Annotated in this window: 20 protein-coding genes and 7 pseudogenes; 9 read left to right on the top strand and 18 right to left on the bottom strand. The window is 62.0% G+C overall.

From position 1 onward, the window contains the following. Positions 1-40: 40 nt before the first annotated feature. Together BLT78_RS06540 and BLT78_RS06545 are read left to right on the top strand one after the other, a co-directional pair. Positions 41-928, top strand: a complete 888-nt coding sequence (locus tag BLT78_RS06540) for an NAD-dependent epimerase/dehydratase family protein (RefSeq protein ID WP_090348212.1) — start codon at positions 41-43, stop codon at positions 926-928. A gap of 82 nt (positions 929-1,010) precedes the next feature. Continuing rightward, a complete protein-coding gene (locus BLT78_RS06545) occupies positions 1,011-1,364 on the top strand; it encodes a putative quinol monooxygenase (RefSeq protein ID WP_090348213.1) in 354 nt (117 codons plus the stop codon). Between the two features lie 329 nt (positions 1,365-1,693). On the opposite strand, the gene BLT78_RS06550 is transcribed toward BLT78_RS06545, so the two are convergent. Next, a complete protein-coding gene (locus tag BLT78_RS06550) occupies positions 1,694-2,944 on the bottom strand; it encodes an FAD-dependent monooxygenase (RefSeq protein WP_090348214.1) in 1,251 nt (416 codons plus the stop codon). Positions 2,945-3,425: 481 nt separating this feature from the next. Between BLT78_RS06550 and BLT78_RS06555 the strand changes: the two are divergent. Beyond that, positions 3,426-4,316, top strand: a pseudogene (locus BLT78_RS06555) (IS5 family transposase). A gap of 146 nt (positions 4,317-4,462) precedes the next feature. On the opposite strand, the pseudogene BLT78_RS21865 reads toward BLT78_RS06555, so the two are convergent. The 6 genes and pseudogenes from BLT78_RS21865 to BLT78_RS06585 all read right to left on the bottom strand — a co-directional run bounded on the left by BLT78_RS21865 (position 4,463) and on the right by BLT78_RS06585 (position 10,434). After that, positions 4,463-4,659 (bottom strand): annotated as a pseudogene (locus tag BLT78_RS21865) (tautomerase family protein). Positions 4,660-4,884: 225 nt separating this feature from the next. After that, positions 4,885-5,805 (bottom strand): SphA family protein, encoded by a 921-nt coding sequence (locus tag BLT78_RS06565; RefSeq protein WP_090348215.1) that lies wholly within the window; start codon positions 5,803-5,805, stop codon positions 4,885-4,887. Between the two features lie 114 nt (positions 5,806-5,919). Beyond that, positions 5,920-7,371 carry an aldehyde dehydrogenase gene (locus BLT78_RS06570; RefSeq protein ID WP_090348216.1) on the bottom strand — a complete coding sequence of 484 codons (1,452 nt, stop codon included), beginning with the start codon at positions 7,369-7,371 and terminating at the stop codon, positions 5,920-5,922. Positions 7,372-7,400: 29 nt separating this feature from the next. After that, the gene (locus tag BLT78_RS06575; RefSeq protein ID WP_090348217.1) at positions 7,401-8,546 is read right to left on the bottom strand and encodes an NAD(P)-dependent alcohol dehydrogenase; all 1,146 of its coding nucleotides are present in this window, start codon (positions 8,544-8,546) and stop codon (positions 7,401-7,403) included. A gap of 201 nt (positions 8,547-8,747) precedes the next feature. Next, entirely contained in the window at positions 8,748-10,016 is a 1,269-nt protein-coding gene (salA, locus tag BLT78_RS06580; protein ID WP_090348218.1) for a salicylate 1-monooxygenase, read from the bottom strand. A 220-nt stretch (positions 10,017-10,236) separates the two neighbouring features. After that, on the bottom strand, positions 10,237-10,434 hold the full coding sequence (locus BLT78_RS06585; protein WP_090348219.1) for a hypothetical protein: 198 nt from the start codon (positions 10,432-10,434) through the stop codon (positions 10,237-10,239). Between BLT78_RS06585 and BLT78_RS21970 the strand changes: the two are divergent. The 5 pseudogenes from BLT78_RS21970 to BLT78_RS06600 form a co-directional block, all read left to right on the top strand. Further along, positions 10,433-10,567, top strand: a pseudogene (locus tag BLT78_RS21970) (IS5/IS1182 family transposase); the annotation flags it as partial. The gene BLT78_RS06585 and the pseudogene BLT78_RS21970 overlap by 2 nt on opposite strands. A 3-nt stretch (positions 10,568-10,570) precedes the next feature. Continuing rightward, positions 10,571-10,761 (top strand): annotated as a pseudogene (locus BLT78_RS21675) (IS5/IS1182 family transposase); the annotation flags it as partial. Between the two features lie 154 nt (positions 10,762-10,915). After that, positions 10,916-10,975 (top strand): annotated as a pseudogene (locus tag BLT78_RS21975) (hypothetical protein); the annotation flags it as partial. Positions 10,976-10,989: 14 nt separating this feature from the next. Further along, positions 10,990-11,488: pseudogene (locus BLT78_RS06595) on the top strand (IS21 family transposase); the annotation flags it as partial. After that, positions 11,485-11,879 (top strand): annotated as a pseudogene (locus BLT78_RS06600) (ATP-binding protein); the annotation flags it as partial. The pseudogenes BLT78_RS06595 and BLT78_RS06600, both read left to right, overlap by 4 nt. Positions 11,880-11,911: 32 nt before the next feature. On the opposite strand, the gene BLT78_RS06605 reads toward BLT78_RS06600, so the two are convergent. The 3 genes from BLT78_RS06605 to BLT78_RS06615 are packed head-to-tail and all read right to left on the bottom strand — an operon-like array spanning position 11,912 to position 14,054. Continuing rightward, the gene (locus BLT78_RS06605) at positions 11,912-12,583 is read right to left on the bottom strand and encodes an alpha/beta hydrolase (RefSeq protein WP_090348220.1); all 672 of its coding nucleotides are present in this window, start codon (positions 12,581-12,583) and stop codon (positions 11,912-11,914) included. A gap of 2 nt (positions 12,584-12,585) precedes the next feature. After that, complete coding sequence (locus BLT78_RS06610; protein WP_090348221.1) at positions 12,586-13,404, bottom strand: dioxygenase family protein; 819 nt, start codon at positions 13,402-13,404, stop codon at positions 12,586-12,588. A gap of 20 nt (positions 13,405-13,424) precedes the next feature. Next, the gene (locus BLT78_RS06615) at positions 13,425-14,054 is read right to left on the bottom strand and encodes an NADPH-dependent F420 reductase (protein WP_090348222.1); all 630 of its coding nucleotides are present in this window, start codon (positions 14,052-14,054) and stop codon (positions 13,425-13,427) included. 106 nt (positions 14,055-14,160) lie between these two features. On the opposite strand from BLT78_RS06615, the gene BLT78_RS06620 reads away from it, so the two are divergent. Continuing rightward, the gene (locus tag BLT78_RS06620) at positions 14,161-15,060 is read left to right on the top strand and encodes a LysR family transcriptional regulator (RefSeq protein ID WP_090348223.1); all 900 of its coding nucleotides are present in this window, start codon (positions 14,161-14,163) and stop codon (positions 15,058-15,060) included. A 320-nt stretch (positions 15,061-15,380) separates the two neighbouring features. On the opposite strand, the gene BLT78_RS06625 is transcribed toward BLT78_RS06620, so the two are convergent. The 8 genes from BLT78_RS06625 to BLT78_RS06660 form a co-directional block, all read right to left on the bottom strand. Beyond that, positions 15,381-16,832, bottom strand: coding sequence for an NAD(P)(+) transhydrogenase (Re/Si-specific) subunit beta (locus BLT78_RS06625; protein WP_090348224.1), 1,452 nt, complete (start codon positions 16,830-16,832; stop codon positions 15,381-15,383). Position 16,833: 1 nt separating this feature from the next. Continuing rightward, on the bottom strand, positions 16,834-17,154 hold the full coding sequence (locus BLT78_RS06630; RefSeq protein ID WP_090348225.1) for an NAD(P) transhydrogenase subunit alpha: 321 nt from the start codon (positions 17,152-17,154) through the stop codon (positions 16,834-16,836). Between the two features lie 11 nt (positions 17,155-17,165). Continuing rightward, a complete protein-coding gene (locus tag BLT78_RS06635) occupies positions 17,166-18,338 on the bottom strand; it encodes a Re/Si-specific NAD(P)(+) transhydrogenase subunit alpha (protein ID WP_090348226.1) in 1,173 nt (390 codons plus the stop codon). Between the two features lie 117 nt (positions 18,339-18,455). Further along, positions 18,456-20,111 carry an electron transfer flavoprotein-ubiquinone oxidoreductase gene (locus BLT78_RS06640; protein ID WP_090348227.1) on the bottom strand — a complete coding sequence of 552 codons (1,656 nt, stop codon included), beginning with the start codon at positions 20,109-20,111 and terminating at the stop codon, positions 18,456-18,458. Between the two features lie 127 nt (positions 20,112-20,238). Further along, a complete protein-coding gene (locus BLT78_RS06645; RefSeq protein ID WP_090348228.1) occupies positions 20,239-21,189 on the bottom strand; it encodes an electron transfer flavoprotein subunit alpha/FixB family protein in 951 nt (316 codons plus the stop codon). 1 nt (position 21,190) lies between these two features. Then, positions 21,191-21,940 (bottom strand): electron transfer flavoprotein subunit beta/FixA family protein, encoded by a 750-nt coding sequence (locus tag BLT78_RS06650; protein ID WP_090348229.1) that lies wholly within the window; start codon positions 21,938-21,940, stop codon positions 21,191-21,193. Positions 21,941-22,002: 62 nt separating this feature from the next. Next, a complete protein-coding gene (locus tag BLT78_RS06655) occupies positions 22,003-23,241 on the bottom strand; it encodes a CaiB/BaiF CoA transferase family protein (RefSeq protein WP_090348230.1) in 1,239 nt (412 codons plus the stop codon). A 28-nt stretch (positions 23,242-23,269) separates the two neighbouring features. Continuing rightward, positions 23,270-24,472, bottom strand: coding sequence for a 3-oxoadipyl-CoA thiolase (locus BLT78_RS06660; RefSeq protein ID WP_090348231.1), 1,203 nt, complete (start codon positions 24,470-24,472; stop codon positions 23,270-23,272). Positions 24,473-24,490: the final 18 nt, after the last annotated feature.

A 24,490-nucleotide genomic window follows, 5' to 3' on the forward strand; every position in this document is an offset into this window, starting at 1 on the left:
CATGAAGAAACGCGGTCTAAATGTCCGGCAGGGTGAATACATGAAGGTCTTTGTCACTGGCGTCACGGGCTACATCGGCGGTTCCGTTGCAATGCGACTGCTTGAGGCGGGACATTCGGTGCGTGGCCTGGCACGAAATGAGGGACAGTTCGACGCCCTGCGCGCCCTCGGTATCGAGCCCGTACATGGCAGTCTCGACGATACTCAACTGCTGATGCGTGAGGCGCGAGCCGCTGACGCCGTCATCAATGCAGCCAGCAGCGATCACCGTGGCGCGGTGGAGTCGCTGCTCGCGGCGCTCGCCGGGAGCAGCAAGGCGCTTCTGCACACCAGCGGCTCCAGCGTTGTGGGGGATGCGGCAGCAGGCACCCGGCTCAATGGCAAGGTCTACGACGAGCGTACGCCCCTTGATGTCATGCCGGAGAAGTCCGCACGCCACGCTCTGGATACTCTCGTCTGCCAAACCGAGGGCGTGCGGGGCATCGTACTGTGCAACAGCCTAATCTATGGCCGGGGCAGAGGCTTGCAGCGGGACAGCGTGCAGGTTCCGGCTCTGGTCAGCCAGGCGCAGGAAAGCGGTGTGGTCCGGACGGTCGGGCCGGGCCTCAATCGCTGGTCGACCATTCATGTCGAGGACATGAGCGACCTTTACCTGCTGACGCTTGAGCAGGCGAAGGGGAGGGGATTCTATTTCGTCGAGAACGGCGAATCGTCCTTTGCCGAGATAGCCCAGTCTATCGCCCGGCGCCTCGGCATTTCTCGTATCGAGCAATGGACCGAAGCGGAAGCGACCAGCTACTGGGGGCTCAACAAAGCGCGCTATTCGCTCGGCTCAAACAGCCGCGTGCACGCCACTCGTGCGCGCGAGGAAATGGGCTGGAAGCCCCGTCACCAGTCGGTCATCCAATGGATTGTAGAAAACCTCTGACCGGCGCCGCCTGAATCCCGTTTCAATAAATGCGCCGCGCCACGGGACCTGAATCATTCACCACGGACAACGAAGGCAAACTATGAGCGATGTAATCGTCAATATTTTCAATCTGAGCCTCGAGCCTCAAAACTTCCCGGCCTTTGAGTCGCTGGTCTCGGAGATCGTTGAAGCCACCCGCCAAGAACCTGGCACCTTGACCTACGAGTACAGCGTGAGTAGCGACCAGCGTTCGGTTCACATCATCGAACGCTATCACTCCGAAGGGTTGGTCTCGCATATCGACCAGACCTTCGCCCTTTTTTCAAAGCGCTTCCTTGACCTGGTTACGGTCACCGGCCTGGTTGTCTATGGCAACCCGGACGCCAAGGCACGTAAACGCCTAGATGAATTCGGTGCGATCTATATGACCCCGTTCGACGGCTTCACTCGCTGAGTGATGCGGGGCAGGGCGGACACTACCTGGCTTGTTGAAGCAGATTTTTTCTAGCCTCGATCAAGGCTCGTCACTGAGCATCAATCGGGGGCATTTGCAAAGCCGCAGGGTTGTTGCTGTGGGAGCCTCAATTCTGCGGGTTTGCTTCTCCTCCTCAAGGCCTCCAGCGCGAAACGTCAAGAGGGCTTAGACCATCAAGACCCAGGATGGTGAAGATTTCCACGACGCGCTTCCCGGTTGATCGCAATGCTGCTCCGCTTAGGTGAGCAGCATTGCACCACAGGTCTTCTACGGTAAATTACATCCAGATGTGACGTAGAAAGCCCGCATCACAACCAGGTTCCGCCCTGGCGTTCATCCGGCTCGTTGAGATCGCTAGCGTCGAAGCCGTGGATCCAATCGAGGTGATGCAGCATGGCATCATGTGAGGCAAGACGTGCATCGCGCCGATCCCTCTCTTCACCCGGTGGCAAGTGCAACATATCGCCAGTGGTCACGGACGCATACACAACCTTGCGCGCCCGGCCACGACGCAGTCGCTCGTAACGTTCAAAGGTTTCTGCAATCGACGCGGAACCCGCAGCGGCAATGCAGTCAGCAAGGACCACGGCATCCTCGATCGACTGGTTGGCACCCTGTCCATGGTGCGGTACTAGGGAATGTGCGGCATCACCGAGCAGCGTTACCCGACCTTTGCTCCAGCGGCCAAGGGTCATACGATAAACCATTCCCCACCGCTGATTGACTGTCTTCAATGTGTTCGAAGCGATCATCTCGACGAGAGCAGGATGCCAGTCCTTGAAGAGGCGTAGCTGTTCGCCGTCGTCTGTAGGCGCGGTCGACTGTTTTAGTGGCCAGGTCGTCGGAGTGCGTTCTACGAGAAAGAAATTGATGTCTCCTTTCCTGTCTCCGCCGATCGGGTAGTGAAGACAGTGGCCGGACTCACCCATCCAGAATTGAATGGCGGTCGGATCAGGCATGCTCGGTAGTTTATCGATTGGAACAATCCCACGAAAAGCTGTGTACCCCGCGTATATGTAATCCTCATAGCCGAGCATCAAATTCCGTACGGTGGAACGCACTCCGTCAGCACCGATTACTATATCAGCTTCCGCTTTGCTGCCATCCTTGAAATGTAGCACTACCTGTTCGCCAGTATCATCGATATTTACTAGGCGTTTATTCAGGTGGATGCGTTCCATACCCACCTTGGTGGAGAGAATCCTTTGCAACTCGGCCCGGTGGATGCCGAGATAGGGGCCGCCGAAAAGGTCTCGATACGCCTGCCCCCCGGCGTGCCTGCCGATTTCACGGCCAGTTTTTCCGTCCCGGTAGATCAAAGCAGAAATTTCAAACGCAGCCTCGTCGAACTCCTCGCCCAAACCCCAGTGGTTGTAATAAAAACGCGTGGCATTGGCGGATAATGCGACCGCGGCACCAACCTCACGCAATTCCTCCGCTTGCTCGTATATATCAACGTCGATACCGTGGTGGCGCATCGCAATCGCAAAGGTCAAGCCACCGATACCGCCGCCGACCACAGCAATGCGGCGTATTTTATTGGTTTCTTTTTCATTCATAATTATTATCTCTTTATTATTAGGGGTTGGCGAAAATTTAGATGGTGCGAATGGCCTCATGCTGAGGCATTTAACAAGGGGCGGTGAGTTGCAGCGTCTCATGCCGTGGCGTGAGAGCCCGCTCTGACCACACTCCTATTAATGATGCCTTGGGTTAAAAATAGAGAAGGCTGTTATATAAGTAAATAAGCGAAGTTGTATAACCTTCATCACCGGCATGAATATTGGGGGGGGTATGCAACTGCATGAGTCAAGGCCGATCTAAAACTGTCCCACCTGGCTAACCTTGCGGCCTTGTCGAGGCTGCTCATGTTGACCCAGGAGCAAGCAGTGGAGTTCAGGGTATTGGCCCGTTAGGGAGGGTCTGAAAAACACTTCCCAATCTGGTGAAATAGCCCAGCAGCCCCTCTGGAGCCCCTAGCTGTCCTTCGCCGATGCAGAGTACGCTGGCAAGCGCAAATAGACCCGCCGTGAGCGCTTCCTGATCCAGATGGATCAGGTCGTGCCGTGGCAGGCGTTGATGGCGCTGATCGAGTCGCACTACCCGAGAGGCGAAGGTGGGCGTCCGGCCTACCCGCTGGCTGCCATGCTGCGTGTGCACCTCATGCAGAAATGGTTCGGCTACTGCCGGCGATGGAGGAAGCCCGATATGAGGTGACGATCCTGCGCCATTTCGCCGGACTGCACCTGGATCGGATTCCGGACGAGACCACCATCCTCAATTTCCGCCGCCTGCTGGAGAAGCACGAACTGGCTAGCCAGATCCTGGAAGTCATCAGCGGCTACCTGGGGGAGCGCGGCCTGCTGTTGCGCCAGGACAGCATCGTCGACGCGATCATCATCCATGCGCCCAGTTCGACCAAGAACAAGGATGGCAAGCGTGATCTGGAGATGCACCAGAGCAAGAAGGGCAACCAGTACTACTTCGGCATGAAGGCACACACCGGCGTTGACGACGACTCGGGGCTGGTACACAGCGTGATCGGCACAGCAGCCAACGTCGCTGACGTCACTCAGGTCGACAAATTGCTGCACGGCGAAGAGTCGTATGTCTGCGCGGACGCCGGCTACACCGGGGTCGAAAAGCGCCCCGAGCATGAAGGCCGCGAGGTTATCTGGTCAGTTGCTGCTCGCCTACTTATAAGCTACTCGGCAAGCACAGCCTGCTCGGCCGCATGATTCGCCAGATCGAGAAGGCCAAGGCCCAGACGCGAGCCAAGGTTGAACATCCGTTCCGGGTGATCTCGGCTACACCAAGGTGCGTTTCCGTGGGTTGGCGAAGAACACGGCCCAACTGGTCACCCTGTTTGCCCTGTCGAACCTCTGGATGATGCGGAAACGACTGCTGATGGCAGGCGAGGTGCGTCCGTGATGTGGGCAGCAGCCCACATGGTGCCAGTGAAGGGCAAGGAATAGGGTCGGAAACGCTGAAATAGCCCGCGTTTGACATAAGAGAACTTCGTTTTTCGGCCTGCTGGGCAGAGCGAGGGCAAAGGTCAGGGCTATTTCAGACCTTCATTAGGTCTTCTTTGGATCTTCGCCGTACAGCTTGCCTGCACCGGCCCAATCCGATGGCGCCACGTCTTCAAATATTACGTAGATGTAGTGGCGTCGGTGCCGGTGTTTTTCACGATGCTTTGGGCGATTTCAGCCGCGACAGCTTCCTTCGCGGCGTGGTCTTTCCCTTCGAACCAACTGACTCGTACAGTAGGCATGGGGTGATCCTCTATTCACGTGGGGTAGAGCGCGATCTGGGCCGATCTTGCGGTCAGTCCGGGCTCTGCCACTCAGTGCAGCGGAGCAGCGAAGAGAGAATAGGAGAGATCTAGAAGGCGATAAACACGCTGCAAATCGCCGGCATGTAGAGGTTATTTCGTCAATCGGCGTGCATATACCGCTGTCATTAAAGGCCTATTGCTGGGCCCTTAATGCCTGCCGTGTTAAAGCGGAATGGTCAGCTTCAGCCAGTAGGCATCACCTTCCGCTCGGTTACGCACGGCCTTTTCCTGTTGCCATTTGGCAGTGACAAACCAGCCGCTGGCGTCGCTGTACTTGATCGAAGGGCCAATGGCGAATGCGCGGCCTTTGTTGTCGTCCACGGTGTCGCCGTTCTGGTTGTCATCGGTGACCTGGCGATAGATATAGCCGCCAACCCCCACCACCCAACCGTTACCAAAACCCCAACCGGTCGAGTAATCGGCATGGGCTTCCTGGCCTGAGCGGTAGTCGGTGTCCGGATTACGGAAGTTGAAGTCATACATCAACTTCACGTCCAGGTTGAGTCCGTCAGGGTCGACATAGGAAAGCGCCACAATCGGCTCTACCGCCCAATAATTGCGGCCGATATTGGCCAGATCACCGCGGTCATATCGACCGGTGGGGGCGAAAATATCCACCGCGTAGATGGCATGCAGCTTGTCGCTGTAGTGATAGCCGAGGGCCGGGCCGAAAATGATGTCGCCCATGCCTTTGCGACGCTGATGCTGGTCGTTGACCTCAACCTTGAGATCCACCAAGGGCACATTGAGGTGAAAGGCCAAATCGCCGTTCAGCACCTTTTGTTCGGTCACCCAGATTAGCCTTGGTGCCACCACTGCGGCATCCAGATCAAAGTGGGCGACGGCATCATGGCCTCTGTTGTCACGCAGGCTGTCGGCGCTGTAATGCTGGGCGAATACCTGGGCATAGAAACCGGGCGGCGGCATGGCGCCGGTCATGTAGTTTTCCGCACCCATGGGGTACGAGGAGCCGCCGCCTTCTGTGGCCTGGGCGACAGGCAGCACGATAGCGGCAACGGTGCCTGTCAGCAGGCGAGACAGGGGATAGGAACGGGCACGCAATACAGATGGACGAATGTTCATAGGCACCACTTTTTGTTGTAGTCGGTGACGTTTAAACGTCGCCGGTGCAATGCCGGCGCCCGGGGCAATCAGGCGTGGTTCCAGGCCGACAGAGCGTCGGCCTGGTGCGCAGGCTTAGAACGGGTACGGTTGGTCGGACGGCTCCACCGTGACCCACTTGACCTCGGTGAACTCCTCGATCACGGCGCTGCCGTCGAAACGGCCATAGCCGCTCTTCTTCATGCCGCCATAGGGCGCCTGGGGCTCGTTCTGCACGGTCGCACCGTTGATATGCACGCAGCCGGCATCCAGGCGTGCGGCCAGTTGCAGAGCCTTGGTGACGTCGGCACTGAAGATCGAGGAAGATAGGCCATAGGCTGTGTCATTGGCCACAGCCAGCGCCTCTTCGGCGTCTTTGACGCGCACGATGGTGGTCACCGGGCCAAAGGTTTCTTCGTCGTAAATGGCCATGCTGCGCGTCACGCGGTCGACCAGCGTCGGCGCCATCAACGCGCTCTCGGCCAAACCGCCGGCAACGATCTGGGCACCCTTGCCGATGGCGTCGTTTAGCAGTTGGTTGATCCGCTGTACCGAGCCTTGAGCGATCATCGGGCCAATCACGCAAGCTGGGGATTCGCTGGGCAGGTTGGTTTCCAGTGCGGCGACGCGCGCCGAGAATCGCGCCACGAAGTCATCAGCGACACGTTCGTCGACCACAAAACGCTCGGTCGACATGCAGATTTGCCCCTGATATAGAAACGCACCGAACACGGCCGCATTCACTGCGCCGTCGATATCGGCGTCGTCCAGAACGATAAAGGGCGCCTTGCCACCCAGCTCCAGCAGGCAGCGTTTGAGGTGGCTTGCACAGGTTTGCGCAATCATGCGGCCGACCTTGGTGGAGCCGGTGAAGTTGACCCGGCGCACGCTGTCATGAGCAACCAGCGCTTCGGTCACTGCAGCCGCATCGGCCGGTGCGCTGATCAGGAAATTCAGAGCGCCGGGCGGCAGACCGGCTTCGTAGAATGCCTCGGCCAACAACGCGTGAGTACGCGGGCTGTTTTCCGAGCCTTTGAAAATCACGGTATTGCCACAGGCCAACGGATAGGCGATGGCGCGGGCGCCGAGAATTACTGGGCCGTTCCACGGCACGATGCTGAGCACGGTGCCGACAGGTTGGCGCAAGGTCATCGACAACGCGCCGGGTTTGTCGGTAGGGATGGTTTCACCCTTGATCTGCGTGGTCATGGCCGCAGCCTCGCGCAGCAAGCCCGCAGATGCGCCGATGTTGAACTGTGCCCAGAGCTGGGATGCTCCAATTTCTTCAGCCATCACGCAGCAGAACTCAGCCATTTTCGCTTCCAACGCGTCAGCGGCGGCCAGCAGAATGCGACGGCGCTCTGTCGGCCCGGTGACTGACCAGGTGCGAAAGGCTTGTGCTGAAGACTCTGCAGCGCACAGGGCATCCTGCACACTGCATGCTGCACCCACGCTAACGGTCTTGCCGCTGACAGGGTCAATTCGTTGAAAAGTTTTGCCGTCGGAAGCATCACGTTTGTGGTTGTCGATGGTGATTTGAACGGTCATCGAATGTTCCTCGTATTGGAGCGCGTCGGTCAGGCTTGATCGAAAGAAGGCATCAGCAGGATCGGCTTGATCGTTATGCCGCTCTCGCTGTCAGCCATGGCCTGATTGATTTCGGCGAACTGGTAGAAGTGGCAGAGCTTGTCGAAGGGAAAGCGCCCTTGCAGGTAGAGGTCGACCAGCTTGGGAATAAAGGCGTTGGACACCACATCACCCTGGACGATGCCCATGATGCGTTTGCCCGGAATCATCACATCATTGATGTTGAACGACACTTCGGTACCCATCTTGGTCGCACCGACGATGCCGCAGGTACCCAGGATGGTGATCGAGTCGATGGCCTGACGTAGCACTTCGGCACGACCAGAACATTCGAGGCTGTAGTTGGCGCCGCCACCGGTAATGGCGTGAACCCGCTGCACCGGATCTTCTTCGCGGCTGTTGATGACGTGGGTCGCGCCCAGCTTTAGTGCCAGCTCCAGGCGGCTGGGAGTGACGTCGACAGCGATAATAGTGGTAGCGCCAGCAACCCTGGCCGCCATCACCGCTGCTAGGCCTACGGCGCCTGCACCAAAGGCCACAAAGCTTGAACCCGCTTCAACCTTGAGGGCGTTGAGCACCGAGCCTGCACCGGTCTGGATGCCGCAACCCAGTGGGCCAAGCAGCTCCAACGGCGCTTCTTTCGGCACCTTGACCACATTGCGCTCGTTGGCCATGGCGTAGGTGGAGAACGAGGATTGGCCGAAGAAGTGATCGTGGATCGGATGGTCGCCGCCGCAACTGCAACTGGACGTGCTGCCATCGATGCGACCGCCACCGAAGTTCAGCGGATGCATATGGGAACAGTGGGCGGGATGGCCGGTTTCGCAGGGCAAGCACAGCCCGCAGGACATATAGGTCATCACCACATGGTCGCCGGGTGCGACGGTGGTGACCGCCGAACCTACGGCTTCGACGACTCCAGAACCTTCATGGCCCAGGATTATGGGCAAAGGTGTCGGGAATAGCTGGTCGCGGACCACCATATCGGTATGGCACACTCCGGTAGCGACCACGCGCACGCGGACTTCGCTAGGGGCAGGGGCGCCCAGTGTGGCGTTTTCAATTTGCAGCGGTGCACCGGCTTCACGGAGAACTGCAACCTGAATTTGCAGAGGTTGAACGTTGGGCTGGGACATGTTTGTTCCTCAGATAATGGGCTCTTGCACGCTATGCGTTGCCTAGCTCAAGCCTGCAGCGCACGTGGTCGCTTGCTGCGCTGAGTGGCTTGCTCGCTGTGGGCAGGGCGCAGTTGAAAGTCGAAAGTCATCAATGGTTGAAGGGCAGGGACAGGGACAGGGTAGCCCTGCTTTGGCAGTACGGTTTACTCGGGGTGAGGCTTACCAGCCCAGTCGGGTTCGGGCTGCTTGCAGGTCTGCTTGCATATCGTGGTTCCACAGCCAGTCGAATCGAGCGGCCAGGGTTTGCCCCAGCAGGGTCTCGTCATCGGTGACCACGGGGTCTCGGAGCTCATAGAGTTCTCCGGCCTCCCATGAGGTGCGCTGTACGCGGCAGGCGCGGGGGCGGCGAATGGCGTCATAGGCGTTGAGCATCGTGGCAGGAGTAGAGCTGAGCACCTGCGGGTCGCTGAGCAGGCGCGCGAGTAGCCAGGCATCTTCAAGCCCCTGGCCAGCGCCGGCGCCTTGGTGCGGCAACATCGCGTGAGCAGCATCGCCAATCAGCGCCACATGGCCGTGCACGTAACCGGGAAGTTCTTCTAGGTCGTGTAGGGCCCAGAGGGTAGGGTTCGGGATGGACTCCAGTAGCACACGAGCGGCATCGCCCCAATCGGCAAAGGCTTCGAGCATTTCCGCTTGTGATGCATTGCGCACCCATGGCGAATCGCTAGGCCAAGCCGGCGTGCTGTGGCTGCGGTCGGAAACAAAGGCGACGACGTTGATAAGACGACCTTGTTTGACCGGGAAGGCCAGGATGTGGGCATCCAGCCCCAGGTACATCTGCGGCACGTTGACCAGGTGCTCATCCAGGCTGTGCTCGCGGTAGGCCGCGCGCAGCTGCTGGCTGTCGATCATGCCGCGGTAGGCGCAGGTACCGCTGAAGCGCGGCGAGGCCAGTGGCTGACCCAGGCCCTGGAGTACATGGTCGCGAATGGAGGATTTGATGCCATCGGCGGCGATCAGAATGTCGCACTGGTGGCTGCTGCCGTCGGCAAAGAAAACCTCTGCCTGATTGCCGTCCTGCTCAACACGAACGGCGCGTTTGCCGAACTGAGCAATGCCCTCGGGCAGTTGACTGGCCAGTACATCGAGGAAGTCGGCACGGTGTACCGAGGACTGGCCAACGCCTTGGGCAATACTGGCGCCGAGGTAGCTGGCGTCCTCGCCTTTGCGCCACTCGAACCAGATGTCTTGCCAGGGAGCAGGGGTGCGGTCGGCCACTCGTTGATAGGGTTCACCGATACCCAGGCCGCTGATGGCTTGAACGGCGTTGGCGCCGAAGGAAACACCGGCACCCACTTCACCGAAAGCCGGTGCGGCTTCGAACAGCTGAACCTGAAGGTGGGCATGACGGCAAAGATCTAGAGCCAGTGCAACGCCGGCGATACCGCCACCGACAATGCCAATACGCAAAGCAGAAGACAGGTGCATAGCAAGGAACTCATGGTTTTATTTTTTTAGTACCTTCAATATCTGGCTCGTTTGCAGGCAGCGTAAATACCGCAAAGCCAATATTGAATATGCTGTTTGTGAATATTGCTACGAGTGGTTCAGTCGCGCAGTTGGTGATTGTTGTGGCTGTGCAAGGCCAGTGAAAGGGGCCTGCGAACAGCCGCGAAAGCCCTTTGTTTGAGGGGCTCGTGGCCGAGTATCAGTGGTTTTTTTGCGCGCTCGATGCGGAGAACAACTCCAACATCAGTTGCTGAATCCAGCGGTTGGCTGGGTCCTTGTTGAATTTGGCGTGCCAGAACAGATTGATGGCAATTTCCGGCAGAGGCATAGGGAAGGTCTGAAAAACACTTCCCAATCTGGTGAAATAGCCCAGCCGCCCCTCTGGAGCCCCTTGCATGAAGCAGCTGTCCTTCGCCGGTGCCGAGTACGCTGGCAAGCGCAAACAGACCCGCCGTGAGCGCTTCCTGATCGAGATGGATCAGGTCGTGCCGTGGCAGGCGTTGATGGCGCTGATCGAGCCGCACTACCCGATTCGCCATATCGAGAAGGCCAAGGCCCAGATGCGAGCCAAGGTTGAACATCCGTTCCGGGTGATCTCGGCTACACCAAGGTGCGTTTCCGTGGGTTGGCGAAGAACACGGCCCAACTGGTCACCCTGTTTGCCCTGTCGAACCTCTGGATGATGCGAAAACGACTGCTGATGGCAGGCGAGGTGCGTCCGTGATGTGGGCAGCAGCCCACAGGGTGCCCGTGAAGGGCAAGGAATAGGGGTTGGAAGCGCTGAAATAGCCCGCGTTTGACATAAGAGACCTTCGTTTTTCGGCCTGCTGGGCAGAGCGAGGGCAAAAGGCAGGGCTATTTCAGACCTTCCTTAGGGGCGCAGCATTCGGCAGATCGCCACGACGCTGGGCGTGTCACGCAATACCGTCCGGCGCTAGCTCAAGGAGCCCTAGTTCCGCGTTGCTCAGCGCTGTTCGACAACATGAAGACGGTCGTCCCGGAGCGCGACGCCTATGGCGACGGTAGCCACCGCTTCCACCTCGGCCTGCTCCAGATGGCCGACGGTCTGGGCTTTCGCATCCGCCTGTGCTGCCCGTACCGGGCACGCACCAAGGGCAAGGTCGAGCGCTTCACCCCCCCACCTGCGTGAGAGCTTCTACAAAACCTTGCACAGCCGGGTTAACTCCGCGGGTCTGCTGGTGGCTTGCGGGACGGCCAATCGACTGGTTGGCGACTGACTGGTCGAAGTGGCCAATGTGCGTGTGCACGTTACGCTCGGTGAACGTCCGATTGACCGCTGGCGTTGGGAGCGGGGCCTGCTGCCATCCTTGCCGCAGGCCCCACGGCAGGAGTGGGTACCGTTGCTGGGCGACTGACCACGGCTCGTACCGCATGAGTCCTTGCAGCATCCTCTGTCGGTCTACGAGTCGATCCGGGAGGCCTGCGCATGAACCTGCAACACCAGCGCATCGCCGAACTGTGCCAGGCCCCCAATCTCGAGCGCATCGCCGATCACTACCCGGTGCTGGCCCAGCAGGCAGGGAGGAGTTCAGCTTCGGTGACTTCCTGGAGCAACTGCTGCGGACCGAGCAGAGCTTTCGCCAGCAACGCAGCCGCAAGCTGCTGACGCGAATGGCCTGTTTACCGGCGATCAAGATGCCGGAGGAGTACGACTTCGGCTTCAGTCCCGGCGTGCCCAAGACACTGCTGCATGAGTTGGCAGGGTTGGCGTTCGTCGAGCGTACCGAGAACATCGTGCGGATCGCCCCCTCGGGTGTCGCCAATGCGCATCTGGCCATTGCTCTGGGCTATAGGGCGACGCAGAGCGGCATCATGATCCGTTTATCGATCATGGTTCTCTCTCCTGCGGTGGATTAGTCAAGCTTCAGAAGTGGTCGCAACCACTGGGCGAAATCGCTGACTTCTTCACTGATGACTTCGTGGCCCATTTCATAAATGTGGGTCTGATGCGGGACCCCCAAGCGTTCCAGCCATGCATCTGCCTGCTCGGCCCAGCTCAGCGGGAGTTTGTCGTCATGCTTCCCGTGAGCAACGAAGGCGGACAAGGAGCGCAACGCTTCCCGAGGGGCAATGTGTGGCTCCAGCTCCGGCAGTATCCGACCGCTGAGCAAGCCGAAGCCCGCTACACAGTTGGGGGCGCTCAGTCCGACACTGGAGCTGAGGATGCCGCCCTGGCTGAAGCCGGCGATGACCGTCGGCATCTGGGGTTGCGACTGGATGAAGCTCAGTAACCGATTACGGCTTGCCTCCGCTTGATCTGCCTGGATTACCGGCCCTGTACTGGTGAAGTTGACCTGGAACCAGGCAAAGCCTTGCGGGGCGATCTGCAGTGGCGCACGCAGCAAAATTAGATCTAGTGCAGGTGGAAGGAAGCGTGCGAGCCCAGCAAGGTTGCTTTCGTTGCCGCCTACCCCGTGGAGCAGTAGCAGGCGCGCGCGAGGGACATCAGAATTGGTCGCGCGTCGGTAGTACAGGCCGGATTGCGGTTCATGCTGCAATTCAGAGAACGCGATGTTTTGAGTCATAGCTATATCGTCTCGTGTGTGAATGGCTGTTGGGACGGGGTGCTGAGCAGGTAGCTGTCCATCGCCAGCACGCCGTAGGCTACGCCCCCCTCTAGCACCTCCAGTTCATAGTCACTGCCGGCGGCACCAAGGGCTACGAACAGCGGTAGAAAGTGCTCGTCGCTAGGATGCGCTCGTTCGGCTTCCGGGGCGTTCTGCCGATAGTCGAGCAGTGTCTGCAGATCGCCCTTTCGCAATGCCTCGGCAGTCCAGTCGGCAAAGCGCGTCACATAGTCCGACGCAGGCCCGTGCTGGCCACGGAATTCGTAGAGATTGTGAGTCAGGCTTCCCGAGCAGATGATCAGTACACCGGCTTCCCGCAAGGGTTGCATGGCCTGTCCGAAGCGCCAGGCCCCTGCCGGGTCGAGCGGGAACGGAAGGGAAACCTGAACGACTGGAATATCAGCTGCTGGCACCAGGTGGAGCAGGGGAACCCAGGCCCCATGGTCGAGTCCCCGGCGGGGATCGGTGATTGCCGGGAAGCCTGCATCGCTCAGCAGTCCGCGGATCCGCTCCGCCAGATCCGGGTTTCCAGGCGCCGGATAGCTGAGCCTGTACAAGGCCTCCGGAAAACCGCCAAAGTCGTGAATGGTCTCCGGCGCGGCACTGCTGCTGATGCGCACACTGCCTCGGGTCATCCAGTGCGGGGATACCACCAGGATCGCCGTCGGACGCGACAAGTCGCGCCCCAGTTCGGCCAAGCGCGCTCCGGCAAGGCCGGGGTCAAGGGCGAAGGTCGGGGCGCCGTGGGAGACGAACAGTACGGGGTAAGCGTGATACATGCTGTTGGCTCCGGTTGCAGTTACTTGTGAATCCAGGTGGGAGCGATGGATGTGCCCATCCCAGCCCCATAACCCAGGTAGATGTTCAGGCCCGCGAGTGGCTCGAGGTAGCGCGCGTTGGTCAGACCGCCGGCATCGATAACGTCGAAGCCAAGGCTCTGGGCCAGGGAAACGGCAGTCTGCTTCGCGCGCTCGCTGTTGCTGGCGACGAGCACACTGCTGCGCTGACCGTTGGCGAAAATCGGGCCATCGGCCAGCACCTGGGCGAACAGGGTGTTGAATGCCTTGACCAGCTGAATATTGGGGAATGCCTTGGCGATCTCTTCGGCTGCACTGCTACTGTGGCCGATGGTCAGACCCATGTAGTCCGGGGTTAGCGGGTTAGTGATGTCGATCACCACCTTGCCGCTGAGATCGCCCAGGCTACGCATCGCCTCGATGGCGTCGGTATAGGCGGTAGCGACTATGACTACCTCGCTGTCTCCCAGGGCCTGTGCAGCAGGGTAGGCCTCGACCTGAGGGTATTGGTTGGCAAGCGCCTGCGCCTTACTGAGGTCGCGCCCCGTAATGCGGACCTTGTGCCCCGCCCGGGACAGTTGACGGGCGAAGGCGGAACCCATGTTGCCACTGCCGATAAGCGTAATGTTCATGCCAGCCTCTTGAGGAGTTCGCTGAAAGGTGGGCTCAGTTTATAGGTTCATCGGTCGAGATAAAGGTGGTTGAATGTGACTTATAGTTCCGATTAGTGAGACAAATATGGATCGCGCACTGGAAATGCAGGTGTTCTGCACGGTCGTTGAAAAAGGCAGCTTCATCGCTGCGGTAGAGCCGTTGAATATGTCCAAGGCGGCGGTCTCGCGACACGTCAATGCGCTGGAGGCGCGTCTTGGTGCCCGCCTTCTGCATCGCACCACACGCCGGCTTTCTCTGACCGAAGAAGGGCGGGCTTTCTACCATCAGGCACGAGAAGTGCTCGGCTTGATGGAGCAGGCCGAGAGTTCGGTGTCCTCCGGTTCACTGGTGCCCAGCGGCCTGTTGCGCGTCAACGCGCCGGTCAGCTTTGGGGTGCAGCACCTGGCGCCGCTGTGGGCGGGCTTCATGAATGCATACCCGAAGATTGAACTGGATATCACCCTGAATGATCGGGTTGTGGACCTTGTAGATGAAGGGTTTGATATGGCGGTGCGCATCGCCCGCCTGGAAAGCTCATCGCTCGTCGGGCGACGCCTTGCTGCCACGCGAATGCGCCTTTGCGCTGCGCCAGCTTACCTGGCCAGGCATGCACCACTGTCGAGCCCGGCTGATCTCGCCGCCCATAAAGTGATTGCCTACAGCAATTTCGCGACCCGCAATGAATGGAGTTTCACAGGTCCGCATGGTGAGACTCGCGTGCAGACGCGCCCTGCGGTGCGTTGCAACAACGGTGACACCTGTCGAGCGATTGCCCTCGATGGTGGCGGGATCTTGTTGCAGCCCAGCTTCATGATTCACGATGACCTGCGTCGGGGGAGGTTGGTCGAAATTCTCCCGGAGTATCGCTCTGTCGAACTCGGCATCTATGCGGTATACCCTTCACGCAAGCAACTGGCGCCGAAGGTCCGAGCACTCATCAACTATCTGGCGGAGCGTTTTAGCGCGACCAGCTGGGGCGATTGACAGGGTCGGACGCCTTGGCTAAGGGTTTCCAGGGCGTCTGATGATAGGCGCTGCATTGTGGAAGTGTGCGAGTACCTGGGGCGGTAGGTGGGCTAATCACGGCGAAGAGGCGCGATGCAGACTCGGACTCCAGAGGGCTGAAGGGGGGCCTTCATCGGCTTCAAGCTGCCTGCAAGGAGCGCAGGCAAATCTTGGTCATCAAGGAAAGCCACTTCTCGAATCATAGGTGCTGATTCAGTCACAACTCCAGGTTGTCGGTACACGCAAAAAAGCCGGCGCAGCCCAAAGACGGCACCGGCTCGGCTGTCCGACACAACGGTTCAGTCCACCGCCTTGAGCATGTCCTCGATGACCTTCTTGGCGTCGCCGAACACCATCATCGACTTGTCCATGTAGAACAGTTCGTTGTCCAGGCCCGCGTAACCGCTGGCCATCGAGCGCTTGTTGACGATCACGGTGCGCGCCTTGTACGCCTCGAGGATCGGCATGCCGGCAATCGGCGAGTGCGGGTCGGTCTTCGCCGCCGGGTTGACCACGTCGTTGGCGCCAAGCACCAGCACCACGTCGGTCTGGGCGAACTCGGCGTTGATGTCGTCCATCTCGAACACCTGCTCGTAGGGCACCTCGGCCTCGGCGAGCAGCACGTTCATGTGCCCCGGCATGCGCCCGGCTACCGGGTGGATGGCGTACTTCACGGTGATGCCGCGGTGGGTCAGCTTCTCGGTCAGCTCCATCAGCGCGTGCTGGGCGCGGGCCACCGCCAGGCCGTAGCCGGGGACGATGATCACGCTGTCGGCGTTGCCGAGCATGAACGCGGCGTCGTCGGCCGAGCCGCTCTTCACCGGGCGCTGCTCCTGGCTGCCGGCCGCGGCGCTGGCGCCGGCTTCGGCGCCGAAGCCACCGAGGATGACGTTGAAGAACGAGCGGTTCATCGCCTTGCACATGATGTAGGAGAGGATCGCACCCGAGGAACCGACCAGGCTACCGGCGACGATCAGCATCGAGTTGTTCAGCGAGAAGCCGATGCCGGCCGCTGCCCAGCCCGAGTAGCTGTTGAGCATCGACACCACCACCGGCATGTCGGCGCCGCCGATGGGGATGATGATCAGCACGCCGATCACGAAGGCCAGCGCCACCAGCAGGGCGAAGGCCGCCAGGTTGCCGGTGAAGGTGAACGCCAGGCCGAGACCGAGGATCGCCAGGCCGAAGGCCAGGTTGAGCCAGTGCTGGCCGGCGAAGGTCACCGGGGCGCCCTGGAACAGGCGGAACTTCTTGCCAAATACAGAGCCGCCGGCCAGCTTGCCGAAGGCGATCACCGAACCGGAGAAGGTGATCGCGCCGATGGCCGCACCGAGGAACAGCTCCAGGCGGTTGCCGGCCGGGATCGCGTCACCCAGCTGCGCGACGATGCCCAGCGACTGCGGCTCGACCACCGCGGCGACGGCGATGAACACCGCGGCCAGGCCGATCATGCTGTGCATGAAGGCGACCAGTTCGGGCATCTTGGTCATTTCCACGCGCTTGGCCATCAGGGTGCCGGCCGTGCCGCCCACCAGCAGGCCGAGCAGCACGTAGCCGATGCCGGCGCCTTCGCCCATCTGCGCGCCGAGCTTGTAGATCAGGCCGACGGTGGTGACGATGGCGAGGCCCATGCCGAGCATGCCGAACAGGTTGCCGCGCCGCGAACTGGTCGGGTGCGAGAGGCCCTTGAGTGCCTGGATGAAGCAGATGGAGGCGACCAGGTAGAGGGCGGTGATCAGGTTCATGCTCATCTCAGTGCCCCTGTGCCTGCGCCTTCGGCGCCTTGTCTTTCTTCTTGAACATTTCCAGCATGCGCCGGGTGACCAGGAAGCCGCCGAACACGTTGACCGCGGCCAGCGCCACGGCCAGGGTGCCCATGGTCTTGCCCAGGCCGGTTTCGGTCAGCGCGGCGGCCAGCATGGCGCCGACGATGACGATGGCGGAAATCGCGTTGGTCACCGCCATCAGCGGGGTGTGCAGCGCGGGGGTGACGTTCCAGACCACGTGGTAGCCAACGTAGATCGCCAGCACGAAGATGATCAGGTTGTAGAGACCGTCGGAGATCGGGTCCATGGCGGTTGTCCTTAGGCAGTTGCTTGGGAGGGCGGGGCGACGGCAGCCACGGGGGCGGAAGCGCCGGCATTGCTTCGCACGAGCTGGCCGTCCGTGCACATCAGGCAGGCAGCGACGATGTCGTCTTCGCGATTGAGGTGGAACTTGCCTTCGCCGTCGATGAGCAGCTTGAGGAAGTCCAGCAGGTTGCGCGCGTACAGCGCCGAGGCGTCCGCCGGCACCAGCGCCGGCAGGTTGCCGTGGCCGACCAGGGTCACGCCGTGCTTGACTACCACCCGGTCGACCTCGGTCAGCGGGCAGTTGCCGCCCTGCGCGGCGGCCAGGTCGATGACCACCGAGCCCGGCTTCATCGCCGCCACCGTGGCTTCATGCAGCAGGGTCGGCGCCTTGCGCCCGGGGATCAGCGCGGTGGTGATGACGATGTCGGCCTGTTTGGCCTTTTCGTGCACCGCCTTGGCCTGGCGCTCCATCCACGACGCCGGCATCGGCCGGGCGTAGCCGCCGACGCCCTGGGCACACTCGCGCTCCTCGTCGGTCTCGAACGGCACGTCGACGAATTTGGCGCCGAGCGACTCGATCTGCTCCTTGACCGCCGGACGCACGTCCGAGGCCTCGATCACCGCGCCGAGGCGCTTGGCGGTGGCGATGGCCTGCAGGCCGGCGACGCCAGCGCCGAGCACCAGCACGCGGGCGGCCTTCACCGTACCGGCGGCGGTCATCAGCATCGGCATGAAGCGCGGGTAGTGGTTGGCGGCCAGCATCACCGCCTTGTAGCCGGCGATATTGGCCTGGGACGAAAGCACGTCGAGGCTCTGCGCGCGCGAGGTGCGCGGCGCGGCCTCGAGGGCGAAGGCGGTGATGCCGTGCTCGGTCATGCGCGCCAGGTTGGCGTTGTCGAACGGGTTGAGCATGCCGACCAGCACGGCGCCGGGCTGCATCAGGGCCAGTTCGGCGGCGTCGGGGGCGGCGACCTTGAGCACCAGGCCGGCGCCGAAGGCTTCGGCGGCCGAACCGATGCGCGCGCCGGCGGCGACATAGGCGTCGTCGGGCAGGCTGGCGCGCAGGCCGGCGCAGGCCTGGACGACGACCTGGTGGCCCTGGCCGACGAGTTTCTTCACCGTTTCCGGCGTGGCGGCCACGCGGGTTTCCCCGGCGTGGGTTTCGAGGGGGACTCCAACCTGCATTTCGTTTCCTCAAGCTAGGTCAACAAGCGCGCCCGCCTGGCAGTTGACAAGGCGCGCGCAGCAAAGAACTCCCGCGCCGCGAAGGCATGGAAGGGTCGGGCTGGGAAGGGGGCTACATCACATGTTGGGATAGGTCGGTCCGCCGGTGCCTTCCGGCGTTACCCAAGTGATGTTCTGCGCCGGGTCCTTGATATCGCAGGTCTTGCAGTGCACGCAGTTCTGCGCGTTGATCTGGAACTTCTTCTCGCCGCTTTCCAGGGTGACGATCTCGTACACCCCGGCCGGGCAGTAGCGCTGCGCTGGCTCGTCGTACAGCGGCAGGTTCTTCACCAACGGGATGCTCGGATCGGCCAGCTTCAGATGGCAGGGCTGGTCTTCCTCGTGGTTGGTGTTGGAGAGGAACACCGAGGACAGTTTGTCGAAGCTGAGCTTGCCGTCCGGTTTGGGGTAGTCGATCTTCGCGCACGCGGCAGCCGGCTTGAGGGTGGCGTGGTCCGGCTGGTTGTCGCGCAGGGTCAGCGGGATCTTGCCGCTGAACAGGTTCTGGTCGACGAAGTTGAACGCCCCGCCGAGCACCGCGCCGAACTTGTGGATCGCTGCGCCGAAGTTGCGGCTGCGGAACAGCTCGTCGTACAGCCAGCTGTCCTCGAAGGCCTTGACGTAGTTGTTCAGCTCGTCGCCGCTCTCGCTGCCGGCGCCCAGCGCCTCGACGATGGCCTCGGCGGCCAGCATGCCGGACTTCATCGCGGTGTGGCTGCCCTTGATCTTGGCGAAGTTGAGGGTGCCTAGGTCGCAGCCGATCAGCGCGCCGCCGGGGAACACCATCTTCGGCAGCGAGTTGAGGCCGCCCTTGCAGATGGCGCGGGCGCCGTAGCTGATGCGCTTGCCGCCTTCCAGATACTGCTTGATCACCGGGTGGTGCTTGTAGCGCTGGAACTCATCGAACGGCGACAGGTAGGGGTTGCTGTAGGACAGGTCGACGATCAGGCCCACCACCACCTGGTGGTTCTCCAGGTGGTAGAGGAAGGAGCCGCCGGGGTTCTCGTCGTTCAGCGGCCAGCCGGCGGTGTGCACCACCAGGCCCTGCTCGTGCTTGGCCGGGTCGATCTCCCACAGCTCCTTGATGCCGATGCCGTAGTGCTGGGCGTCGGCCTGGGCGTCGAGCTTGTATTTGCTGATCAGCTGCTTGCCGATATGGCCGCGGCAGCCCTCGGCGAACAGGGTGTACTTGGCGCGCAGTTCCATGCCCGGGGTGTACAGGCCGTCCTTGGGCTTGCCTGCGTGGTCGACGCCGAGATCGCCGGTGACGATGCCGCGTACCACGCCCTGCTCGTCGATCAGCGCTTCCTGGGCGGCGAAGCCCGGGTAGATCTCGACGCCGAGATTCTCGGCCTGCTGGGCCAGCCAGCGACACAGGTTGCCGAGGGAGATGATGTAGTTGCCTTCGTTGTGCATGGTCTTGGGCACAGCGAAGTCGGGGATCTTGGTGGCGGCGTTGCCACTCTTCAGCAGATAGATATCGTCGCGCTTGACCGGGGTATTCAGCGGGGCGCCGAGGGCCTGCCAGTCGGGGAACAGCTCATTGAGCGCGCGCGGCTCGAATACCGCCCCGGAGAGGATATGGGCGCCGACTTCGGAGCCTTTCTCCACCACGCAGACGCTGAGCTCCTGGCCGGCTTCGGCGGCCTTTTGCTTCAGGCGGCAGGAGGCGGAGAGCCCGGCGGGGCCGGCTCCGACGATGACGACGTCGAATTCCATGTATTCGCGTTGCATTTCTTATCCTCAATCACTCTTCGCGGAAACTCGCGGACAAAAAATGGGCAATGCGAGTTGCCCATGCCCTGAGAACCCTTTGCCTGTACCAAGGGCAAAAACGGCTGCTTGCGCAGCGTGGTGTGGATCAGCCGAGCAGACTGCTCAATTCCGGCACCGCCACGAACAGGTCGGCGACCAGGCCGTAGTCGGCGACCTGGAAGATCGGCGCTTCCTCGTCCTTGTTGATCGCCACGATCACCTTGGAGTCCTTCATGCCGGCCAGGTGCTGGATGGCGCCGGAGATGCCGACGGCCACATACAGCTGCGGCGCGACGATCTTGCCGGTCTGGCCGACCTGCATGTCGTTGGGCACGAAGCCGGCATCCACCGCCGCGCGCGAGGCGCCCACCGCGGCGCCGAGCTTGTCGGCCAGGCCGTAGAGCAGGGCGAAGTTGTCGCCGTTCTGCATGCCGCGACCGCCGGACACCACCACCTTGGCGCCGGTCAGCTCGGGGCGCTCGGACTTGGCCAGCTCCTCGCCGACGAAGCTGGACACGCCGGCATCGCAGGCGGCGCCGACGGTCTCGATGGAAGCGCTGCCGACCTCGGTGGCCACGGCGTCGAAGCCGGTGCTGCGTACGGTGATCACCTTGACCGCCGCGCTGGACTGCACGGTGGCGATGGCGTTGCCGGCATAGATCGGCCGCTGGAAGGTGTCGGCGCCGATGACCTTGGTGATCTCGGAGATCTGCTCGACATCGAGCAGGGCGGCCACGCGCGGCAACACGTTCTTGCCGTTGCTGGTGGCCGGGGCCAGCACGTGGCTGTAGGCACCACGGGCTCCCTGCTCTGGAACCAGTTGCACGATCAGCGGCGCCAGGTTTTCCGGCAGCTGATGGGCGAAGGCGGCGCTGTCGGCGACCAACACCTTGGCCACGCCGGCGACCTGGGAGGCGGCTTCGGCCACCGCGCCGCAGTTGGAGCCGGCGACCAGCAGGTGGACGTCGCCACCGATCTGTTGGGCGGCAGCCACGGTGTTGAGGGTGGCGGCGGCCAGGGCACTGTTGTTGTGTTCAGCGATTACCAGGATTGCCATCTCAGATCACCTTCGCTTCGTTCTTCAGTTTCTCGACCAGTTCGGCCACCGACTTGACCTTGATCCCGGCGCTGCGCGCGGCCGGTGCCTCGACCTTGAGGGTCTTCAGCGTCGAGGTGGTGGACACGCCCAGAGCGTCCGGAGTCAGCACGTCGAGCGGCTTTTTCTTGGCCTTCATGATGTTCGGCAGCGAGGCGTAGCGCGGCTCGTTGAGGCGCAGGTCGGTGGTGACGATGGCCGGCAGGTTGAGGGAAACGGTCTGCAGGCCGCCGTCGATCTCGCGGGTGACGTTGACCTTGTCGCCGGTGACCTCGACCTTGGATGCGAAGGTGCCCTGGGCGAAGCCGGTCAGCGCGGCGAGCATCTGCCCGGTCTGGTTGTTGTCGCTGTCGATGGCCTGCTTGCCGAGGATGACCAGCTGCGGCTGCTCCTTGTCGACCACGGCTTTCAATAGCTTGGCGACGGCCAGCGAGCCCAGCTCCTCGTTGCTCTCGACCAGCACGGCACGGTCGGCGCCGAGGGCCAGGGCGGTGCGCAGCTGCTCCTGGGCGGTGGCCGGGCCGATGGACACCACGACGATTTCGCTGGCGATGCCCTTCTCCTTCAAGCGCACGGCTTCTTCCACGGCGATCTCGCAGAAGGGGTTCATGGACATTTTCACGTTGGCGAGGTCAACGCCGGAGTTGTCCGCCTTGACGCGGACCTTGACGTTGTAATCGACCACGCGTTTGATGGCGACGAGGGTTTTCATGGCAGCCTCCAGAAAGGAAAGAGGGCCGGAGCGGCAAAGGCGGCTCCGGCGCAAGAGCAGCGTCAGAGATCGCCGAGTTGCTCGATGACACCTTGGGCCTTGAGCTCGGCAAGGCGGACGTCATCCAGCCCGAGACGGCGCTTGAGCACGTCATCGGTGTGCTCACCGAGTTGCGGTGCCGGACGCTGGTACTCCACCGGGGTGTCGGACAGTTTGACCGGGCTACCGACCATGCGGAATCCGGGGTTCAGAGCATGGGGAATGTCGACCAGCATGTCGCGGGCCAGCACCTGCGGCTCGTCCAGGGCCCGGCCGATGTCATTGATCACACCGACCGGCACCTTGACCGCATGGATTCTGGTAACCCAGTTGTCGGCCGTATCACTCAGAAAGTGTTCGGCCAGCTTCTCGACGAGCACCACACGGTTACGCACTCGATCAGCGTTCTTGGTGAACCTCAAGTCCTGGGGCAGTTCCGGCAAGCAGATAGCCTCGCACAACGCGACAAACTGGCTGTCGTTGCCGCAGGCGATGATGAAATCCCTATCGCTTGCGGAGAACACCTGGTACGGCACGATATTGACGTGGGCGTTGCCCAGTCGGCCGGGCGAGCGCCCGGTGCTGAGGTAGTTCTGGCTCTGGTTGCCGAGCATCGCCACCTGCACGTCCAGCAGCGCCATGTCGCAATGCTGGCCACGTCCGGTTTTCTCGCGCGCAAGTAACGCGGCCTGGATGGCTATGACGGAATACAGGCCGGTCATCACGTCCGACACTGCGACACCCACTTTCTGCGGGCCGGCCCCGGGCACGCCATCTTTCTCGCCGGTGATGCTCATCAGGCCGCCCATGCCCTGGATGATGAAGTCGTAGCCGGGCTCTTCCGCACGCGGGCCCGTCAGCCCGAAGCCGGTGATGGAGCAGTACACCAGGCGCGGATTGAGCTTCGCCAGGTTCTCGTAGTCCAGCCCGTACTTGGCCAGCGAACCGGCCTTGTAGTTCTCGATCAGCACATCGCATTCGCAAGCCAGGGCACGTACCAGCGCCTGGCCTTCGGGAGTCGCTAGGTTCAATGCCACCGACAGCTTGTTGCGGTTGGTCGATTGGTAATAGGAAGCTTCGGGACTGTCCGCGCCATCCGCGGTCTTCATGAAGGGCGGACCCCAGCCGCGGGTGTCGTCGCCCACGCCAGGCCGCTCGATCTTGATCACTTCCGCTCCCAGATCCGCCAGCACTTGGCCGCACCAGGGGCCGGCTAGTACGCGGCTGAGGTCGAGTACGCGATATCCGCTTAATGCACCCATTTTTATCTCACCTTCTTTAGCTGCGCAGTCACACGCGCTCGATGACCATCGCCAGCCCTTGGCCGACTCCGATGCACAAACTCACCACAGCGTAACGCTGGCCGCTGCGCTGCAACTGTCGCGCAGCGCTCAGCGCCAGGCGCGCGCCGGACGCTCCCAGCGGGTGGCCCACAGCAATGGCTCCGCCGTTGGGGTTGACCCGCGGATCGTCGAAGGCCACCCCTAGAGCGCTCAGGCAGCCGAGCACCTGGGAGGCGAAGGCCTCGTTGATCTCGATGATGCCCATATCCGCCAGGCCGAGCCCGGCCCGGGCCAAGGCCTTGTTGATTGCCTCCACCGGACCGACGCCCATGATGCGCGGCTCCACACCCACCGCTGCGGCCGACAGCACGCGCGCCATAGGCACCAGGCCATAACGCTCACCCGCTGCTGCGGACCCGATCAGCAGCGCGGCAGCGCCGTCGTTCACGCCCGAGGCGTTGCCGGCGGTGACCACGCCGCCCTCGGACAGCGGCTTCAGGCGTGCCAGGGCCGCCTCGTCGGACTCCGGCCGCGGATGTTCGTCCTGCTCGACCACGTTCGGCGGGGTCTTGCGTCCGGTGGAAACGCTCACCGGGACGATCTCGTCGTTGAAGAAGCCGGCTTGGCGAGCGGCCTCGTAACGCGCCTGGGAAGCGGCGGCGAAGCGGTCGGCTTGCTCGCGGCTGATGCCGTACTCACGGGCCACGTTGTCGCCGGTCTGCGGCATGCTGTCGTTGCCGAAGGCGGCGACGATCTTCGGATTCGGGAAGCGAGCGCCGATGGTGCTGTCGAACACCGTGAGGTCGCGGCTGTAGGCCGTCTCGGCCTTGGCCATCACGAAGGGCGCGCGCGACATGCTTTCCACGCCGCCGGCCACGAACAGCTCGCCCTCACCGCAGGTCACCGCCCGCGCCGCGTCGATGATCGCCGCCAGGCCGCTGGCGCACAGGCGGTTGACCGTCTGCCCAGGCACCGTCACCGGCAGGCCCGCGAGCAGTGCGGCATGGCGCGCCACGTTGCGGCTGTCCTCGCCGGCCTGGTTGGTGTTGCCGAGGAGCACGTCCTCGATGGCATCGCCCGGCACGCCGTGGCGGTCCAGCAGTTCGCGGATCACATGCGCGGCCAGGTCGTCCGGACGCACCGGCGCCAGGGCGCCGCCATGTCGTCCGAAGGGCGTGCGCAGGCCGGCGTACAGGAAAGCATTGAGCATCGAAGGCTCCTCGTTAAA

It is taken from the genome of Pseudomonas oryzae, assembly GCF_900104805.1.
Lineage (GTDB): Bacteria > Pseudomonadota > Gammaproteobacteria > Pseudomonadales > Pseudomonadaceae > Geopseudomonas > Geopseudomonas oryzae.